This is a genomic window from Streptomyces ureilyticus (genome assembly GCF_011045025.1).
GTDB lineage: Bacteria > Actinomycetota > Actinomycetes > Streptomycetales > Streptomycetaceae > Streptomyces > Streptomyces ureilyticus.
On sequence record NZ_JAAKZX010000107.1, the window covers coordinates 13,460 to 32,240 of the forward strand.

Here is an 18,781-nt window from a genome sequence, read left to right on the forward strand (position 1 = left end):
CTCGGTTACGGCTGCTTCAGGAACACATTGTTGATGTCGATGTAGCTCGACTCGACGCTGTACTTGGCACCGCCGATGTTCGACCCGAACAGCTGGATCGTCTTCGAGTAGTACACCGGAGCAGCCGGGTTGATCTCCTCGACGATGCGCTTGTGCGCCTGCTCCCACTTCGCCGCGGCCTCAGCCGGCTCCAGCTTCAGAGCCTCTTCGATCAGCTTGTTGACCTGCGGGTCGTTGATGTGCGAGTAGTTCGGCGAACCGTCGGCGATCTGCGTGCCGTCGTAGACCGGGGTCACGACCGTGGACTGGGACGGCCAGTCCTGGCCCCAGCCGGTCATGTAGAGGTCGTACGGGTTCTTGAGCTTGCCGATCTGCTCGTAGAACGTGGCGCGGTCGATCTCCTTGGCCTGGACATCGAAGCCGATCTTGGCCAGCGCGTCCTTGATGATGACCTGCTGCGCCTGGCCGCGCGGGCTGTTGGAGTACGCGTAGGTGAGCTTGGTGCCCTCCTTGACGCCCGCCTCCTTGATCAGCTCCTTGGCCTTCTCGAGGTCGCCGTTGGGCTTCTTCAGCTTGCCGTACGGGTCGTACTTCGCGTCGAAGCCCGGCAGGGTCGGGGCGAACAGACCACCGGCGATCTCACCGCCGTACCGGCCACCGTCGGCCTGGACCATGGCCTGGGCCGGGATCGCGTACGTGATGGCGTCACGGATCTTCTTGTCCTTGATCTTGTCAAGGTTGAAGGACATCTGCCAGACGTACGGCTGGTAGCCCTTGACCGTGCGCTTGTTGACCGCCGCGTTGGAGACGACGTCCTGGATCTGCGCCGTGTCGACCGCGTCGGTCCACTGGATCGCGTTCTTGGCCTCACCCTGGTCGGCGATCAGGCGCTTGGTCTGGCTGGCCTGGTCGATCGTGGTGGTGAAGTTGTAGCCGTCGACGTACTGGTGCCGGACCGAGTCGGTCTTCGCGTCCCACTGGGTGTTCTTGACCAGCTTCAGGGACTTGCCGGCCTTGTACTCGGAGACCTTGTACGGGCCGAGCGCGGCCGGCGCCTTGTCGTACTTCTCCTTCGTGTCCTGCTTCTCGGGCACGATGGCGTAACCGGCCATGGCGAGAGCCTGCGGCAGGTCGGGACGCGGCTGGTTGAAGTGGAAGACGACCGTCTCGTCGTCCGGGGTCTCCAGGACGGTGTCCGGAAGGTGCTTGCCCTTGTACGGACCGTCCGGCAGGTCCTTGCGGTAGTCGGCACCGGAGAGCCAGGTCTGGACGTACGTCGGGCCGTCGAAGATGACCTTCGAGTACTGGCGCTCGATCGTGTGGCGGACGTCCTTGGACGTGATGACGTTGCCGTCCTCGTCCTTGACGCCCTTCTTGAGCTTGTACGTCCAGGTCTTGCCGCCGTCGGACGGCTGACCCGAGTCGGTGGCGACGTCGCCGACGACCTTCAGGTTGCCGTTCTTGTCCTCCTGGAAGTTCGTCAGACCGCGGTGCACGAGGTTGGCGAACTGGCCCGCGTCACTGACGTAGATCTGGCCCGGGTCCATGTGGGACAGGTCCGACTGCACATAGACGTTGATCGTGCCGCCGGATTTGGCGCCCGCCACCTCCGCCGCGGGACCGTTCGAGGCCGCGGCGTCGGCGTACTGGACCGGCTTCTGCTGCGATGCCGCGTCGTCCTGGGTCTTCGCCCGGTCCTTCGATTCGTTGCCGCTGTCGCTGGAGCAGCCGGTGAGCGCGAGCGAGCCGGCCACCGCAATGGCGGCGATGGCTCTCACAGAGCGCGATCGGATGGGCTTCATGATGCTTGTGCACCTACCTGTCGGTCGTTATCCAGAAGTGCTGCCTGGCCATCCGGTTGCCCGGCGCTGGGGGCGGCAGCCACCCCCCTGCTCGTGGACGTTTTCACCGTCCGGTCTTCGGGTCGAACGCGTCACGGACGGAGTCACCGAGGAGGTTGAAAGCCAGAATGAAGATCACCAGTGCTCCGCCCGAGAAGAGCAGGAACGACGGGTTCTGTTCGTAGATCTCGGCACCGATGCGGAACATCCGGCCCCAGTCGGGGGTCGGCTCGACGAGGCCGACCCCGACGAATGAGAGGAACGCGATCGTCAGGATGTTGCTGGGCAGCGTGTACGTGGCCTGCACCAGGATCGGGGTGACGACGTTCGGCAGGATCTCCTTGCGGACGATCCGCCACCGCGAGGCGCCGGAGACCTTGGCCGCCTCGATGAACTCGCGCTCACGCAGCGAGACAACCGAGCCTCGGACGAGCCGGGCCATGGGCATCCAGCCGAGGAACCACATCACCAGGATGATCGCGACCACGCGCAGGTAGGTGGGGGTCTCATCCGTCGGGGAGACGAACATCGCGGTGACGATGGGCATGAAGGCGATGAAGAACAACTGGTTCGGGAACGACAGGAAGAAGTCCGTGACCCGGCCCAGCCAGTAGTCGACCTTGCCGCCGAAGTAGCCGCCGACCAGGCCGATGAGGACACCGGTGACGACGCAAAGGAGCGTCAGCACCATGGCCATGAAGAGCGAGTTGCGGATGCCGTACAGCAGCATCGTGAACACGTCGCGGCCCAGCTGAGGCTGGACACCGAACCAGAAGTCACCGGAGACACCACCGAATGCCCCGCTGGGCATGGCGAAGTCGTCGAGCAGGAACGGGTACTCCGGCTCCTGTGCGTACAGCGTGTACGGGTCCTTGCCGTACAGCTTGGAGATCACCGGCGCCAGTGCGGAGACGACGAAGAAGAAAATCACTACCCCGGCGGAGATCATGCCGGTACGGTCTCGCTTGAAGCGCTGCCACATCAGTTGGCCGGGGGAACGGCCCTCAAGCTTCTTGGGCACGGCGATCTCGGTGGTCGCCGCCAGCTCAGGGTCCAAGGCGACCGACGGGCCGGGGCCCTCGGCCTTGGTTGGACTTGTCATGTGTGTTCTTCCCCCGGGGGACGGAAAGTTGAGCGCAGCACAGATACCGGCAGGTTCTGTGGTTTGGGGGAACTTTCGCCAAGGGAGTCAACGCGCGTCAAGCCCGGAAGACATAGGGATCTCCCTACCGTCAATATTTTGAGCAAAAATTGCGAAGACTGACACCTGATCGCGCTTGACAGGTGAGATTGAATTCTCTCATAACGGACATAGACGGAGCGTTTTCCGTTTACATGTCCGAAACTTGATCGCCTGCTCTCCGATTTTCGAACGTCACTGACAGCGCACGAACAACACGCCCATGAGATCGCGCCACCGCGTACCCCGCACAAGGTCTGAAGGCAGACCGAAAACCCGGCTCTCCTCTCAGCGGAGAACCGGGTCAACCGGCTTTTCAGGAGCCCTCGGTGAGGAGGAGTCAGCCGTGCTTCGCCCGGCTGGCAGCCCGCGCCCGCTCCCGGCCGTCCAGCTTCACCTTGCGGATGCGGGCGGCCTCCGGGGTCACCTCGACGCACTCGTCGTCGCGGCAGAACTCCAGGGACTGCTCCAGGGAGAGCTTGCGCGGCGGGACGATCGCCTCGAACGAATCGGCCGAGGCCGACCGCATGTTGGTGAGCTTCTTCTCCTTGGTGATGTTCACGTCCATGTCGTCGGCGCGCGAGTTCTCGCCGACGATCATGCCCTCGTACACCTCGGTGCCCGGCTCCACGAAGAGCACGCCGCGCTCCTGAAGGTTCGTCATCGCGAACGCGGTGACGGCGCCGGCGCGGTCCGCGACCAGTGAACCGTTGTTACGGGTCTGGAGGGCGCCGAACCACGGCTCGTGGCCCTCGTGGATGGAGTGCGCGATGCCCGTGCCACGCGTGCTCGTCAGGAATTCCGTACGGAAGCCGATGAGGCCGCGGGACGGCACCACGAACTCCATGCGGACCCAACCCGAGCCGTGGTTGGACATGTTGTCCATCCGGCCCTTGCGGACACCCATGAGCTGCGTGACCGCGCCCATGTGCTCCTCGGGGACGTCGATCGTCATGCGCTCGACCGGCTCGTGCAGCTTGCCGTCGACCTCCTTGGTGACGACCTGCGGCTTGCCGACGGTCAGCTCGTAGCCTTCCCGGCGCATGGTCTCGACGAGGATCGCGAGGGCCAGTTCACCGCGGCCCTGGACCTCCCAGGCGTCGGGGCGCTCGGTGTCCAGCACGCGCAGCGAGACGTTGCCGACGAGTTCGCGGTCCAGACGGTCCTTCACCTGACGGGCCGTGACCTTGCGGTCCTTGATGGCCGCCTTCGCGTCGGCGCCCTTGCCGGTGCCGCCACGGCCGACCAGCGGCGAGGTGTTCGTACCGATGGTCATGGAGATGGCCGGCTCGTCGACCGTGATCAGCGGCAGCGCGACCGGGTTCTCGGGGTCGGCCAGGGTCTCGCCGATCATGATGTCGGGGATCCCGGCGACGGCGCAGATGTCGCCGGGTCCTGCCTTCTCCGCGGGCTTGCGGGTCAGCGCCTCGGTCATCATCAGCTCGCTGATCCGTACGCTGCTGACGCTGCCGTCACGCTTGATCCAGGCGACCGTCTGGCCCTTGCGCAGCTCGCCCTGCTCGACGCGGAGCAGCGCGATACGGCCGAGGAAGTTGTCCGCGTCCAGGTTGGTGACGTGCGCCTGGAGGGGGGCCTCCTCGTCGTACGTCGGGGCCGGGACGTGCGCCAGGATCGTGGAGAAGAACGGCTCCAGGCTGTCGCTGTCGGCCGGGACGGTGCCGTCCTCCGGCTTGGTCAGCGAGGCGACTCCGTCCCGTGCACACGCGTAGACGATGGGGAACTCGATCTGGTCCTCGTCGGCGTCGAGGTCCAGGAAGAGGTCGTACGCCTCGTTCACCACGTCGTCGATACGGGAGTCCGGACGGTCCGTCTTGTTGATGCACAGGATGACGGGCAGCCGGGCCTGCAGCGCCTTGCGCAGCACGAAACGGGTCTGCGGCAGCGGGCCCTCGGAGGCGTCGACGAGCAGGACCACCGCGTCGACCATCGACAGACCGCGCTCGACCTCGCCGCCGAAGTCGGCGTGGCCGGGGGTGTCGATGATGTTGATGGTGATGACGTCGCCGCCATCCTTCGGGTGGTACTTCACCGCCGTGTTCTTGGCGAGGATCGTGATGCCCTTCTCACGCTCCAGGTCGTTCGAGTCCATCATGCGGTCGTCGAGCGACTCGGCGGCATGCGCGGCGAAGGAGCCGGCCTGCTTGAGCATGGCGTCGACCAGTGTGGTCTTGCCGTGGTCGACGTGGGCGACGATGGCGACGTTACGAATGTCGTGGCGCGTGGCCATAGTGAGGCGCTTCTCCCGGGGTGAGTGAACGGCCGACGCGCAGATCTTGTTTACGCGGGCCCTGCCGGGCAGAACGTGCCACGGCCTTACCCCATCGTACGGGGAGCTGTGGGAAGCAGGTCCCACAGCCCCTCATACGCGGAAGTGGAGGACGGGTCGGGCGCCGACTCAGGACGTCCGCTTTGTGCCCTTCTTCAGGTAGCCCATGTCCTCGTACACCGGTGTCTCGAAGCCGAACGCGCCCGCGTTGACCAGGTTCGTGCGGGCCGCTACGAGCTGGGGGCGCTGGTAGAGGGGGATCGAGCCGGCGGCGGCCCAGATGCGGGCGTCCGCCTTGCGGACCAGGGAGCGGGACTTGCTCTCGTCCAGTTCGGCGGCGGCCTGGTCGAAGAGCTGGTCGACCTGGTCGGTGCCGACGCGGGTGTAGTTCTGCTCGACGTTGAGGGAGCCGTCCGCGGCCGGTACCGGCTTGGCGTAGATGGGGCGTGCGTCGGTGGCGGGGAAGGCGGACGCGGGCCAGGAGTAGAGGGCCAGGTCGTACTGGCCGGAGGCGATGTGGTCCTTGAAGTAGCTCGCGTCGGAGACCTTGGAGATCTCCGTACGGATGCCGATGTCATTCAGCATCCGCGCGATGCGCTCACCGACCGCCCGCAGCGACTCCGTGCCCGGCCCTGAGGGGAGCACGAAGCGCAACGACAGGGGCTTGCCGTCCTTGGCGAGCGGCCTGGCCGCAGCACGAGCGGGAGCGGGAGCGGCGGTGCCCTTCGGCGCGTACGCCCCTGACGCACCGCCGCGCTTGGCCTTCCCCTCCTGCGCCGACTCCTGCTTCGCTTCCTGCTCCTCGTCGGCCTTCTCGGCCTCGCGGCGCTGCGCCTGCGCGGCGGCCTGGTCGAGGAGCGCCGTGCGCAACTGGTCGATGGGCGCGGGCACGAGCACGGCAGAGGTGCCATGCCCGGCAGGCTTGCTGTCGTCGCCGGAACCTTCGCCGTACGACGCCTCGCCGGAGACCGGGTCGTAAGCCGCACCCGGCTTGTTGTCCTGGCCCACGATGTACGTACCGTCGTCCGGCTTCTTCGGCTTCTTCGGCTTCTCCGACTTCCTGGACTTCTCCGGCTTCTCGGAGGCCTCGCCGCCGGCCCCCTTCGCCGCCTTCTCCTTCTCCCCCTTCTTCTCCTTGACGGGCCCGCCCCGTTTCCAGCCCGCGTCCGAGAGCAGCGCCTGCGCCTCCTCGGTGTCCTGTTCGCCGAGGGCGCCGCTGTTGTCGGCGTATGCGGCCTGTCCGGCGAGGGCGAGGTGGCTGCCGACAGGTTCGGCGGGCAGGCCGAGGGGCTGGAGTACGACCCTGGCGAGCTCGTCGCGGTCGAGGGCGCGGGCCACGGCGCGGCGGACGCGTTCGTCGGCGAGCGGGCCCTCGGCGCCGTTGAGGGCGAGCTGGGTGTAGACGGGTTCCAGGGACTTGCGGACCACGAAACGGCGCAGCGCCGCCTGCTCCTCGCGGAACTTCGCCATCGCCTCGGTCCGCTGCTCGCGGGCGGTGATCTCCTCGTCGGCCGCCTCCTCGTCGGAGCCGTTCGCGATCGCCCAGGAGCGCAGCGCCTGGCCGGGGGTGAGCTCGGCGTCGGGGCCGTGGGCGAGGGGTGCCCCGGCCGAGCCCTTGGCGCGGGCGGCGGCTGTGACGCGCCGGGCCGCGGAGGGGTCGATCTCGGCGAGGTCGAGCCGGCCGGCGGCGAGCGCGGCGGCGCGCTTGTTGCGCGGTACGGCGCGCAGCACCAGCTCGGAGAGCCTGGGCTTGTGGCCCCACCAGCGCGGGTTGCGCTTCAGCCTGACGTCGCCGGCCTTGCGGTCGATCTCGTCGATCCTGAAGGGTCCTGCGGTGACCTTCAGCTTGCGGCGGGCGCCGTCGTTGAAGGCGTCCGGGGTGCCCATCACGTCCTTCGGGTACAGCGGCGAGAACAGCGATCGCCAGTCCGCGTACGGCTTGCGGAAGGTGACCCGTACCTCGAGGTCGCTGTCGCCGCGTTCGATCTTCTCGATGCGTTCGTAGCCGGCGTTGCGGGCCGTCCAGTACGCGGTGTCCTTGCCGGACAGGGCACGCCACTGGGCGGCGAAGTCGGCGGCGCCGATCTCGCGGCCGTCGCTCCAGACGGCCTGCTGGTTGAGCTTGTAGAGCACGACCTGCTGGGGCTCGCGCTCGACGATCTCCGCGGACTCCAGGTAGTCGGGGTTGCGCTCGGGCCGGCCCCTCTCGTCGAACCGGTACATCGAGGGCAGGACCGCGCCGACGACCCGGGAGGTGGCCGCGTCGGCGTCCGCCTGGAAGGTGTTGAGGGTCGCCGGGACGGTGTCCATGGCCCAGCGCAGGGTGCCGCCGTCGGCGATCCGGTCGCGTTCCGCGGGGGCGATGTCCTGCCGGGCGAGGGGCCGGGCGGCCGGGTCCTCCTCGCTGCACGCGGCGAGGGAGGGCACCGCGAGCACGCCCGCCGTGAGGAACGCGACCGAGCGCATGGCCGCGCGCGGTCCGACGCCGTGGTGGGACATGACTGATACCTCCGGGGCGGTTCTGATCACAAGGGTTGATCACGGGGACTGATCACACGGGCTGATCTCGCGGGCGGATCACGCGGACCTGCCGCGCCGAATGTCGCATTTGAGTTATCTAGATCACATTTGGCCGTATAATGGAGTTGATCAGATCTATCGCCCTACTGAAGGGCCAAGCCCCCGAGCCGGAGTGGCGCCACGACGATGGGTGGGCGAAAGCTCACCCATCCGGACCAATAGAGGGCGCGACTCCGACGGCGGGGGCGCGCGCGTGGCGTGAATGCGCGACACGATCGGTTAATCCATGCAGATCTCTTCACAGGGGCCGATGTGACGCGCGACACTCGCAGGCGCATGAACGTTGCCGCCTTGGGCCGCTGGGTCCGCGGAAGTGAGGGCAAGTCATGTCCGTGCAAGACGACCTGACAACAGTCCAGCGCGCGCTCGACGACCTGTACCGGTCAGTGGGGCGCCTGGAACAGCAGATGGGTGGCGGTCTGGAGATGCGCCGTGTGCGCACCGACGCCGACCACCTGCGCGAGAGCGTGGCGCTGCTGCGCGAGGCCGCCCCCGGCCTCAAGACACCGCGGCGTCCCGACCTCGTGTCCATCCCCGACACCCCGTACGACAGCACTCTGTGGACGGACTCGGACGACGAGGGTCTCGGCGCCCGCGACCGGCACGCACCCTGATCCCACTGGAGTCCACTCCCTTGGCCACTGGTACGGAACCCGAACTGAACAGCGGCGGCGTAAGAACCCCCACGCGCGCCGCGATCGCCGCCCCGCATCTGCGGACGGACCGCTGGTGGCTGCAGCCCGCAGCCACCGCGGCCGGTCTGCTGGCTTTCATCGTCTATTCGACGTGGCGGGCGTTCGCGAACACCGACTACTACGCGGCGCCGTATGTCTCGCCGTTCTATTCGCCCTGTCTGGCGGAGAACTGCGAGCCGATGCGGGCGGGCCCGAACTGGGAGATCTTCGGCGGCTGGTGGGGCCTGTCCCCCGCCCTGCTCATCCTGATCTTCCCGCTGGGCTTCCGGCTGACCTGCTACTACTACCGCAAGGCCTACTACCGGGGCTTCTGGGCCTCGCCCCCGGCCTGCGCGGTCGCCGAACCGCACAAGAAGTACACCGGCGAGACCCGCTTCCCGCTGATCCTGCAGAACATCCACCGCTACTTCTTCTACGCCGCGATCCTCGTCGCCGGCATCCTCACGTACGACACCGTGCTCGCCTTCCGCGACGAGCACTACGAGTGGGGCCACATGGGTCTCGGCACCCTGGTCTTCCTGGTCAACATCGTGCTGATCTGGGCGTACACCCTCTCCTGCCACTCGTGCCGGCACATCGTCGGCGGGCAGCTCAAGCACTTCTCCAAGCACCCCGTGCGCTACCGGATGTGGCAGTGGGTCGGCAAGCTCAACGCCCGGCACATGCTGCTCGCCTGGGCCTCGCTGGTGAGCGTGGCGCTCGCCGACTTCTACGTGTATCTGGTCGCGTCCGGTGCCTTTGACGATCCGAGGTTGTTCTGATGCCCGTAGTTGACCGGCAGGAGTGGGACGTCGTCGTGGTCGGCGCGGGCGGCGCAGGGCTGCGGGCCGCGATCGAGGCGCGGGAGCGGGGCGCGCGTACGGCCGTGATCTGCAAGTCGCTGTTCGGCAAGGCGCACACGGTGATGGCCGAGGGCGGCATCGCGGCGGCCATGGGCAACGTGAACTCCGGCGACAACTGGCAGGTCCACTTCCGCGACACCATGCGTGGCGGCAAGTTCCTCAACCAGTGGCGGATGGCCGAGCTGCACGCGCAGGAGGCCCCGGACCGGGTCTGGGAGCTGGAGACCTGGGGCGCACTCTTCGACCGTACGAAGGACGGGCGGATCTCCCAGCGCAACTTCGGCGGGCACGAGTACCCGCGGCTCGCGCACGTCGGCGACCGTACGGGCCTGGAGCTGATCCGCACGCTCCAGCAGAAGATCGTGTCGCTCCAGCAGGAGGACTTCAAGGAGACCGGTGACTACGAGTCGCGGCTGAAGGTCTACCAGGAGTGCACGGTCACGAGGATTCTGAAAGACGGGGAGCGGGTCTCGGGGGCCTTCTGCTATGAGCGGGAGTCCGGCCGTTTCTTCGTTCTCGAAGCCCCCTCTGTCGTGATCGCCACGGGTGGCATCGGCAAGTCCTTCAAGGTGACGTCGAACTCGTGGGAGTACACGGGGGATGGTCATGCGCTGGCGCTCCTTGCCGGAGCGCCCCTGCTGAACATGGAGTTCGTGCAGTTCCACCCGACGGGCATGGTCTGGCCGCCGTCCGTGAAAGGCATCCTCGTCACCGAGTCGGTGCGCGGGGACGGCGGGGTGCTGCGGAACTCCGAGGGCAAGCGGTTCATGTTCGACTACATCCCGGACGTGTTCAAGGAGAAGTACGCGCAGTCCGAGGAGGAGGGCGACCGCTGGTACGAGGACCCGGACAACAACCGGCGTCCGCCCGAGCTGCTGCCGCGTGACGAGGTGGCGCGGGCCATCAACGCGGAGGTCAAGGCGGGCCGTGGTTCGCCGCACGGCGGGGTCTTCCTCGATGTGTCGACGCGGATGCCGGCCGAGGTGATCAAGCGGCGGCTGCCGTCGATGCACCACCAGTTCAAGGAGCTGGCCGACGTCGACATCACCACCGAGGCGATGGAGGTCGGACCGACCTGCCATTACGTGATGGGCGGCATCGCGGTCGAGTCGGACACGGCGGCGGCGCGCGGGGTGCCGGGACTGTTCGCGTCCGGGGAGGTCGCGGGCGGTATGCACGGCTCCAACCGGCTCGGCGGTAACTCGCTCTCCGACCTGCTGGTGTTCGGGCGGCGGGCCGGGCTGCACGCGGCGCGGTACGCGACCGGTCTGGGCGAGCGGCCCGCGGTGGACGACGGCCAGATCGACGCGGCGGCGGCGGAGGCGCTGCGGCCGTTCTCCGCGGAGGGTCCCGAGGCGGGTGCGGAGGAGGCCGGACGGCCGCCGGAGAACCCGTACACCCTCCATCAGGAGCTCCAGCAGACGATGAACGACCTCGTCGGCATCATCCGCCGGGAGGCGGAGATGGAGTCGGCGCTGAAGAAGCTGGCGGATCTGCGCGTACGGGCGCGGCGGGCCGGAGTCGAGGGGCACCGGCAGTTCAACCCCGGCTGGCACCTCGCGCTCGACCTGCGCAACATGCTGCTGGTCAGCGAGTGCGTGGCGCGTGCCGCCCTGGAACGTACGGAATCGCGCGGCGGCCACACCCGTGAGGACCATCCGACGATGGAGCGGGAGTGGCGGCGGATCAACCTGCTCTGCCAGCTGACCGATCCCACGGGCGGCTTGGCGGCCACGGATCCGGTACGCGGCCAGATCAGGCTCGTCCGCGAGACCACCGAGCCCATCCGCCAGGACCTGCTCGCCCTCTTCGACAAGGAAGAGCTGGTCAAGTACCTCGCCGAAGAGGAGCTGTACGAGTGAGCAGCTATGAGGCCCGCTTCAAGGTGTGGCGCGGGGACGCCGAGGGCGGTGGCCTGGAGGACTTCAAGATCGAAGTCAACGACGGCGAGGTGGTGCTGGACATCATCCACCGCCTCCAGGCGACCCAGACCCCGGATCTGGCCGTGCGCTGGAACTGCAAGGCGGGCAAGTGCGGTTCGTGTTCGGCGGAGATCAACGGCCGGCCGCGGCTGATGTGCATGACGCGCATGTCCGTGTTCTCGCGCGAGGAGACGATCACGGTGACTCCCTTGCGGGCGTTTCCCGTTGTACGGGATCTCGTCACCGACGTCGGCTTCAACTACACGAAGGCGCGCGAGGTGCCGTCCTTCGTGCCGCCCGCCGGTGTCGGTCCCGGCGAGTACCGGATGATGCAGGAGGACGTGGACCGCTCGCAGGAGTTCCGCAAGTGCATCGAGTGCTTCCTGTGCCAGGACACCTGCCATGTGGTCCGGGACCACGAGGAGAACAAGCCGGCGTTCGCGGGGCCCCGGTTCCTGATGCGGGTGGCGGAGCTGGACATGCACCCGCTGGACGCGGCGTCCGAGAGCGGCCTGGACCGCAAGACCACCGCCCAGGACGAACACGGCCTCGGCTACTGCAACATCACCAAGTGCTGTACGGAGGTCTGCCCCGAGGGCATCAAGATCACGGACAACGCTCTGATTCCCTTGAAGGAACGGGCGGTTGACCGCAAGTACGATCCGCTGGTGTGGCTGGGGTCGAAGATCAGGAGGCGTACCTCCTAGACCTCACAGGCCTCCTTCGCCTCCCGGGCCTCCTGGGCCTCCTAGAACAAGCTCAGCAAGGCCTCCGCCGGGTCGGTGAGGCCTGTGTCGCCGTTCGGCAGGGGGAGTTCGAACCAGACCGTCTTGCCGCGCGGCGTGCGGCGCGAGCCCCACGCCGCGCTGAGCAGCCCGACCAGCTGGAGGCCCCGGCCGCCCTCGTCCGTGTCGCGGGCGCGGCGGCGGCGGGGCTGGACCAGGCCGGCGTCCCAGACCTCGCAGACCAAGGTGCGGTCGAGGAGGAGCCGGAGCCGGATCTCGCCCTCGCCGTAGCGCAGGGCATTGGTCACCAGCTCGCTGACCAGGAGTTCCGCCGTGTCGACGAGGGGTTCGAGGTCCCAGCTGATGAGCCGGCCGCGGGCCAGCTCGCGTGCGCGGCCCACGCTGCGCGGCTCGCGCGGCAGGGTCCAGTCGCCGACGGAGTCAGCGGGCAGCCCCTGGACACGGGCCATCAGGAGCGCGATGTCGTCCTCGCCGTGATGGGTATCGAGGGTGTTGAGGACGTGGTCGCAGGCGTCCTCCAGCGATCGGGAGGTGTCGGCGCGCCGGGTCGCCGCCCCGGGGTGGTGGCCGGCTGACGGGTGGGACGGGTCCGTCAGGGCGCCCACGAGGGCCTGGAGGCCCTCGTCCAGGGGGTGATCACGCGATTCCACCAGTCCATCCGTGTAGAGCGCCAAAAGCGAACCTTCGGGAAGCTCGACCTCGACCTCCTCGAAGGGCTCGCCGCCGACACCGAGCGGCATGCCCGGCGGTACGTCCAGCATCAGCGCGTTCTCGCCGGGCTCCACCAGTACGGGCGGCAGATGGCCCGCGTTGGCGAAGGTGCAGCGGCGCGTGACGGAGTCGTAGACCGCGTACACACAGGTGGCGAGGTACACCTCGGAGAGGTCGGCGTCGCGCTGCGACTGGCGGCCCGCGGTGCGGGTGGCCTGCTGGATGCCGCCGGGTGTGCCGAGGCCGCGGGCGATCTCGTCCAGGGCCGAGAGGACCTCGGCGGGTTCGAGGTCGAGCAGCGCCAGGGTGCGTACGGCCGTACGGAGTTCACCCATGGCGACGGCGGCGCGCAGACCGCGGCCCATCACGTCTCCGACGACCAACGCGGTGCGGTGGCCGGGGAGTTCGATGACGTCGAACCAGTCGCCGCCCACCTCGGTCGCCGCGTTCCCGGGAAGGTAGCGGCAGGCGATGTCCAGCCCTGAGGCCTCCGGGTCGCCCGGGGGCAGCAGGGAGCGCTGGAGTATCAGCGCGCGTTGGTGCTCGCGGCGGTACAGGCGGGCGTTGTCGATGCAGACGGCGGCGCGCGCTGCCAGCTCGACCGCGAGCCCACGGTCTCGGTCCCCGAACGGCTCGCTGCCCTTCGTACGGGAGAACTGGACGAGGCCGACGACCGTGTCATGCGCGACCATCGGGACGGCGAGCGTGGACTGGATCAGGCCGCCCTCCTCGCCCGGGACGGTCTTCGGGCGGGCGGTGCGCAGGGCGTCCGCGCACTCCGAGTTGAACGCGAAGTGGTGCACGGCGCCGACGTTCACCGGCTCGGGTCCGCCGATGAAGGGCGCGTCGGAGACGGCGCTGGCGAAGGCGACCCGGCGCAGCTCGGCGCTGCCGTCGGCGAGCCCGGGCGGGGTCTCGTCGCCGGCCAGGAGCCCTTGGTAGAGATCGACGGAGGCCAGGTCGCAGAAGCCGGGGACGGCCACGTCGAGGAGTTCGCGGGCCGTGGTCTCCAGGTCGAGGGAGTTGCCGATGCGCGCCCCGGCCTCGTTCAGGAGGGCGAGATTGCGCCTGGCGGCTGCGGCCTCGCGGGCGGCGGCGCGGCGCGCGGTGACGTCGATTCCCAGCCAGGCGACTCCGATCGGGCGGCCCGCGCCGCTCTCCACGCGATAGAGGTTGACGGACCAGTTCCGGCGCTCGGGGGAGCCGGGCACGGTGCCCGTGACCTGCATGTCGGAGACGGATTCGCCGGTCTCCAGGACGCGGCGCAGCGTCGCGGAGACCCGCTCGGCCTCGTGGGGGATCAGATAGTCCCTGACGGTGCGTCCGCGGTGGTCGTCCACGGTGCCGCCGAAGACCATGGCGAACCGTTCATTGGCCCGACGGATCCTCAACTCCGTGTCGATCAGCAGGAAGCCGAACGGGGATTGGCCGAAAACCGCCTGCGCGGCGGCGAGATCCGTCTCGATTCCGCGCAGGGTGCGGACGTCCACGACGATGCACAGGGCGGCTCGCTCGCCCTCCTCCGTGCGCGTCGGCATGACGTAGACCTCGGCGAGTCCCTCCGTACCCGCACCGGACTCCGCGTCGTCCGGCACCCGGAAGGGGACGACACCCGTCCACTCCCGGCCGTCGAGAATCTCGGCCATCTTCCGCTGGCCCCGCTCGCGAAGATCGGGGTCGACGAAGGCCTCGATGGGATCCATGCCCACGGCCCGCTCGGACTTGATGCCGAACAGCTTCTCCGCGCGGAGACTCCACTGGTCGACGAGGCCGTCGGGGCCTATCGAGAACGAGGCGACCTTGATGTAGTCATAGATCGAGCCGGGTGGGCTGCTCTGCCACACCACGCCGTCGGCCGCGCCGTCGACGCCACCGAGCGGCGCACCGGCCATCGACCCGGCTGTCGCACCGGTCGGCACACCGGCCATCGCGCCACCCCCCGGGTCCCCGGAACCCATGGACTCCTTGGACTCCTCGGACTCCTCGGACTCCTTGGATTCCGAAGCCTCCGTGGCCTTCGCTGGTATCTCGCTCACGCGAACCGTCCCCTCCCAGCTCACCGCGTCCGGCATCGGTCACCGGGGGCGGCTGCCCGCAGTATCCAGCAGTACGGCGCCGCACAACACGGTGTTCACGATCACAGCACGGTCCCGATGCATTTTGGACCGGCCGCGACACACACTCCCAGTCTTCTAACCAGGGCGCACCCCGTCGAATCACCCAGTTCTGTAAGCCCTCAGGACCGGACGGCTCCGCACGGTCCTCATCGGACCGTAAGACCCTTCGGCTCGGCCCGCGAGTGCCTTTCGCTCAGGCCGGCGGGGCCAGTTCGAACCACACCGTTTTGCCCGTCGCGCCGGGCCGGGTTCCCCAGCGGCGCGCGGAGCACGCCACGAGGTGGAGCCCGCGGCCGCCCTCGTCCTCGGGGCGCGCGGCGCGCTCGTGCGGGAGGTCCGGCAGGGGGTCCGAGACCTCCACGAGCAGGCCGTCGAGGGGGTCCGTGGGGAGTACGAGGCGTACGTCGATGGGTCCCATGGCGTGCTGCAGGGAGTTGGTGACCAGCTCGCTGACCAACAGCGCGGTCACGTCACCGAGGGATTCGAGGCCCCAGGCGCGCAGCTGGCTCCGCACGAAGGTACGGGCGGTTCTTACGGAGCTGGGATCCGCGGGGAAGGTCCACTCGGCAACTTTGCCATCGGTGTGGATCACGCGGATCACTCCAGGGCTTGAAGCGGATGTAGTCCGGTTTCGTGGGGTTAATGGGGACATACCCGGCATACGGGGCGCAGTACCGTGCGGTGGGGCTTGCTGTGGCACGAACGGCGTACGGGCGCCTCTCCCGCGTGCCGGTGAGCGCCGTCGCTACGTACAGGGCGAAAGGCCCTGTGATGTACGGGGCGAGGCCCCGTGCGTCACGCCCCGGCCCCGTACGTCACGACGTCCCCGCGCTTGTGCGCGTGGGCGTGCGGCGTTGCGTATGTCACAGGTGCGCCGACATCCGCGTACCCCTCGGCGCGGGGCTCACGCCTCCCGTGCGGGGGCTTCCCAGGCGTGGCGGGCTACCTCTACGACGGCCGGTACGTCCTGATCCAGCCAGTCGACGTCCCAGATCTCGTCCTGAGTCAGCCAGCGCAACTCGTCGTGATCCTCAAGGGGTTCGGGGTCGGCGGAGCCGGGGAGCAGGCGGGCGGTCCAGACGTGGAGGGTGTACGGGGGCTTCAGGGGCCACTCCCCCGGAATGCGGGCGACCGGCTCCGCCTCGACGCCGAGTTCTTCGCGCAGCTCGCGTACGAGGGCGTGTTCGGGAGTCTCGCCGGGTTCGAGCTTGCCGCCGGGGAGCTCCCAGCGGCCGGCCAGGTCTGGGGGTGCGCTGCGGCGGGCGGCCAGGAGGCGGCCGTCGTCGTTCAGTACGGCGGCTCCTACCACCACGGTCCGTTCCGTCATGCGGTGGAGCCTACGGGGTGCCGTTCCGGCGGTTCTGGGTGCCGCCGTTCTGCTCGATGCGCTCGATCAGGTACCGCTGGTCGGGACCGTGGCGTTCGAGGCGGTCCGCGATCTTCTCGGCCTCGATCCTGGTCGCACACCTGCTGACGGTGTAGCTGTTGCCGTTGTCGTCGCGGCGCACGACGAGCCAGGGCAGGGTGATGGTGCCGCCGTCGCTCATCGCGTGCCCCCTCTGCGTTTCGCTCCGCGTCGCGCTCCGCGTCGCGCTCCGCGTTCTGACCCGCCCCATAAGGAAACCGCAATCCGCATATGCCCGAGCCTACGCCTAACCTTCACGCTGCGCGTACGGGTTTTTACAGATTGGGTTCGTGGATTACTGCGGGTGCATGGGAGTTGCTCGCGCAGTTGCCCGCGGGGCGCCTCCGGCGGTTGGGCGGCTGCGGGTTGAGTGTGGCTGGTGAGCATGATGGCTGGCGGCTCCGGGAGCGCCCCTTAACCGAACGCACCACCGCCGGAGGTGACCGGTAGCCGTTACCTCACCGGCAGGTGATACGACACCCGGTACCGGTCAGCAGGTACCACCAAGTCCGCCGTCTCCACCGGCCGCCCCGACGCGAAGAACGTGCGCTGGATGACCAGGACCACGTGACCAGGGACCCCGCCCAGAGCGGCCAGCTCCTCCGCCAAGCCCGGCCGCGCGCCGACTTCCTCCGTGACGTTGTCCACGACGACGTCAATGGCCGCCATGCGTTCGGCCACGCCCATGCCGCCGAGGGGGCCCTCCTCGGGAAGCATCACGGGCGTGCGGCCCGTGACGGCGAGCGGCTCCCACGACGTGGAGAGCATGATCGTCTCGCCCGCGTCCCGGAACACGTACTGCGTGCACATCACGCGGTCGCCCGGAGTGATGCCGAGCCGCGAGGCGATCGCGGCGCTCGCCTCGGCCTGGCGGCTGTGCGACTCCCAGGTGCCGCGGGCCTCGGCGTCGGCCTGCTCCTGGCGGAAGGGGGTGGCGCCGGTCTCCGGCCGGTACCCGGAGCGGGCGATGCGGCGTGGCACGGGACGCGCGCGCACGTACGTACCGGATCCTGAGCGGCCCTCGACCAGGCCCTCGGCCATCAGCACCTTGCGGGCCTCCAGGGCGACCGTGTCCGAGACTCCGTACTCCTGGCGGATTCTGGCCTGGGACGGGAGGCGGGTGTGAGGTGGCAGGGAGCCGTCGGCGATCTTCTTGCGGAGATCACCCGCGACACGGAGGTACGCCGGCTGCTCACCGAATGCCACTGGCCACTCCTATCAGGTTGCACAGACAGCTACAGCGTGGCAACCCAGGGTTGTACTGAGCAAGTAAAGGCCAGAGAATCACTCGATGTGATGACGTGGGGTGGGGTAGGTCTTTACCAGGGGCTTTCTCTCCGATATAGCCGCGCCGTCGTCCGGTCGGCCCGTCGTCCGTCGGCCCGCCGTCACACCTCTGCGCCGCCGCCTCCGGTGTTGCCGCCACCTTCGCCGCCCTCGTCCTCGTAGACACTCGGCGGGTCCGTGGCCAGGCCCAAGGCCTTGCGTGCGGTGATCGTCTGGTCGGGGTCGGTGAGGCTCGCGGCCTTCCCGTAGTGCTCGTAGAAGGTGTCCGCGTCGGTGGCCTTGGCGGCCTGCTGCCACTCCTTCTGGGCTGTGTCGAGGTCCTTGACCAGCGCGGTGACCGGGCCCTGCGCGTTGGCGCCCCAGTCGTGGGCGCGGAGCATGCCCACCTGTTCGGTCAGGGCGCCGGAGACCCTTGTCGCCCACTGCTTGTGGCCGGGCAGGTCGTCCTCGACGTACTCCTCCGTGGGCGCCGACTCCATCGCCTCGTTGTGGATCTGATCCGCCTTCAGGTACGCGATCTGGTCGGCGTCGAGCGTGGTCTCGTCGTTGCGCAGTGAGCCGGTCAGGCCGGCCGACGCATCCGTGTTGCCGAACAGGCAGCTGATCTCGCGGTCGCCCAGGCCCCAGCTCTGGCGGGTCGGGGTGAAGTAGTAGATGTCGACGTTGTCCGGCACGGCCCAGGAGTCCATCGCGTACGCGTGCTGCAGTGTGTAGCACTTGTCGTCTGCCGTCTGGTTGATCGCGGCGTCACCGGGGTAACCACCGTTGTCCATCCGGAAGTTCGCGAAGACCTCGCCGTCGTGCTTCCCCGCGCACGGCACCTTGTCGACGTCGTACGCCATGCCCTCCAACGAGCCGCCCGGCGCATCGAAGCACTCGCCCTTGTCGACGGAGAAAGTCGCGCCCTCCCGCGCGCCCTCCTTGAAGCCCTCCCAGAACTCGGCCGCGCCGCCGCTGGCGAACGCGAACACGAGGAAGGCGGTGCCGATCCCGGAAAGGACCATGCCGGCGATCGCCATGCCCTTGCCGCGCTCGCCCTTCTTCTTGATCTGCGCCAGCGCGATGAGGCCGAGGATCAGCCCGATCAGCGGGAGGAAGCAGAGGATGCCGAGCACGAGCGCGGCGATGGCGAAGCCGTTGAGGGGAGCGGGAGGGGGAGGAAAGGGGG

General features: G+C 68.5%; 14 protein-coding genes. 4 read left to right on the forward strand and 10 right to left on the reverse strand.

Going from position 1 to position 18,781, the window contains the following annotated elements:
* Positions 1–5 precede the first annotated feature (5 nt).
* The 4 genes from G6048_RS28365 to G6048_RS28380 all read right to left on the reverse strand — a co-directional run bounded on the left by G6048_RS28365 (position 6) and on the right by G6048_RS28380 (position 7,807).
* Positions 6–1,802 (reverse strand): ABC transporter substrate-binding protein, encoded by a 1,797-nt coding sequence (locus G6048_RS28365; protein ID WP_165342434.1) that lies wholly within the window; start codon positions 1,800–1,802, stop codon positions 6–8.
* Between the two features lie 103 nt (positions 1,803–1,905).
* Positions 1,906–2,943 carry an ABC transporter permease gene (locus tag G6048_RS28370; RefSeq protein ID WP_165342435.1) on the reverse strand — a complete coding sequence of 346 codons (1,038 nt, stop codon included), beginning with the start codon at positions 2,941–2,943 and terminating at the stop codon, positions 1,906–1,908.
* 418 nt (positions 2,944–3,361) lie between these two features.
* A complete protein-coding gene (typA, locus tag G6048_RS28375) occupies positions 3,362–5,269 on the reverse strand; it encodes a translational GTPase TypA (protein WP_165342436.1) in 1,908 nt (635 codons plus the stop codon).
* Between the two features lie 168 nt (positions 5,270–5,437).
* Entirely contained in the window at positions 5,438–7,807 is a 2,370-nt protein-coding gene (locus G6048_RS28380; protein WP_165342437.1) for an ABC transporter family substrate-binding protein, read from the reverse strand.
* A 407-nt stretch (positions 7,808–8,214) separates the two neighbouring features.
* On the opposite strand from G6048_RS28380, the gene G6048_RS28385 reads away from it, so the two are divergent.
* Genes G6048_RS28385 through G6048_RS28400 form a run of 4 tightly spaced genes read left to right on the forward strand, consistent with a single transcriptional unit; the run spans position 8,215 to position 12,054 of the window.
* Positions 8,215–8,502: a hypothetical protein gene (locus G6048_RS28385; protein WP_165342438.1), complete on the forward strand. Its 288-nt coding sequence runs from the start codon at positions 8,215–8,217 to the stop codon at positions 8,500–8,502.
* A 20-nt stretch (positions 8,503–8,522) separates the two neighbouring features.
* A complete protein-coding gene (locus G6048_RS28390) occupies positions 8,523–9,344 on the forward strand; it encodes a hypothetical protein (RefSeq protein WP_165342439.1) in 822 nt (273 codons plus the stop codon).
* Positions 9,344–11,287 carry a fumarate reductase/succinate dehydrogenase flavoprotein subunit gene (locus tag G6048_RS28395; RefSeq protein WP_165342440.1) on the forward strand — a complete coding sequence of 648 codons (1,944 nt, stop codon included), beginning with the start codon at positions 9,344–9,346 and terminating at the stop codon, positions 11,285–11,287. The genes G6048_RS28390 and G6048_RS28395 overlap by 1 nt, the downstream gene beginning before the upstream one ends.
* Positions 11,284–12,054, forward strand: a complete 771-nt coding sequence (locus G6048_RS28400) for a succinate dehydrogenase/fumarate reductase iron-sulfur subunit (protein WP_165342441.1) — start codon at positions 11,284–11,286, stop codon at positions 12,052–12,054. The genes G6048_RS28395 and G6048_RS28400 overlap by 4 nt, the downstream gene beginning before the upstream one ends.
* 41 nt (positions 12,055–12,095) lie before the next feature.
* Here the strand turns inward: G6048_RS28400 and G6048_RS28405 are convergent, their stop codons facing one another.
* From G6048_RS28405 to G6048_RS28430, 6 genes are all read right to left on the reverse strand, one after another.
* Entirely contained in the window at positions 12,096–14,840 is a 2,745-nt protein-coding gene (locus tag G6048_RS28405; protein ID WP_408056183.1) for a SpoIIE family protein phosphatase, read from the reverse strand.
* A 274-nt stretch (positions 14,841–15,114) separates the two neighbouring features.
* Positions 15,115–15,573, reverse strand: coding sequence for an ATP-binding protein (locus tag G6048_RS28410; RefSeq protein ID WP_165342446.1), 459 nt, complete (start codon positions 15,571–15,573; stop codon positions 15,115–15,117).
* A gap of 252 nt (positions 15,574–15,825) precedes the next feature.
* Entirely contained in the window at positions 15,826–16,248 is a 423-nt protein-coding gene (locus G6048_RS28415; RefSeq protein WP_165342442.1) for a (deoxy)nucleoside triphosphate pyrophosphohydrolase, read from the reverse strand.
* 10 nt (positions 16,249–16,258) lie between these two features.
* Complete coding sequence (locus G6048_RS28420) at positions 16,259–16,468, reverse strand: SPOR domain-containing protein (RefSeq protein ID WP_165342443.1); 210 nt, start codon at positions 16,466–16,468, stop codon at positions 16,259–16,261.
* Positions 16,469–16,779: 311 nt separating this feature from the next.
* Positions 16,780–17,532, reverse strand: a complete 753-nt coding sequence (locus G6048_RS28425) for a GntR family transcriptional regulator (RefSeq protein ID WP_165342444.1) — start codon at positions 17,530–17,532, stop codon at positions 16,780–16,782.
* A 182-nt stretch (positions 17,533–17,714) separates the two neighbouring features.
* Positions 17,715–18,781, reverse strand: a 1,067-nt coding sequence (locus tag G6048_RS28430) for a DUF4190 domain-containing protein (RefSeq protein ID WP_235990428.1), incomplete at its 5' end; no start/stop codon positions are given.

Excerpts from the sequence above, each read along its gene's own strand:
- G6048_RS28365 (WP_165342434.1), bottom strand. The coding sequence starts at position 1,802 with ATGAAGCCCATCCGATCGCGCTCTGTGAGAGCCATCGCCGCCATTGCG.
- G6048_RS28370 (WP_165342435.1), bottom strand. The coding sequence starts at position 2,943 with ATGACAAGTCCAACCAAGGCCGAGGGCCCCGGCCCGTCGGTCGCCTTG.
- typA (WP_165342436.1), bottom strand. The coding sequence starts at position 5,269 with ATGGCCACGCGCCACGACATTCGTAACGTCGCCATCGTCGCCCACGTC.
- G6048_RS28380 (WP_165342437.1), bottom strand. The coding sequence starts at position 7,807 with ATGTCCCACCACGGCGTCGGACCGCGCGCGGCCATGCGCTCGGTCGCG.
- G6048_RS28385 (WP_165342438.1), top strand. The coding sequence starts at position 8,215 with ATGTCCGTGCAAGACGACCTGACAACAGTCCAGCGCGCGCTCGACGAC.
- G6048_RS28395 (WP_165342440.1), top strand. The coding sequence starts at position 9,344 with ATGCCCGTAGTTGACCGGCAGGAGTGGGACGTCGTCGTGGTCGGCGCG.
- G6048_RS28410 (WP_165342446.1), bottom strand. The coding sequence starts at position 15,573 with ATGTCCCCATTAACCCCACGAAACCGGACTACATCCGCTTCAAGCCCT.
- G6048_RS28415 (WP_165342442.1), bottom strand. The coding sequence starts at position 16,248 with ATGACGGAACGGACCGTGGTGGTAGGAGCCGCCGTACTGAACGACGAC.
- G6048_RS28420 (WP_165342443.1), bottom strand. The coding sequence starts at position 16,468 with ATGAGCGACGGCGGCACCATCACCCTGCCCTGGCTCGTCGTGCGCCGC.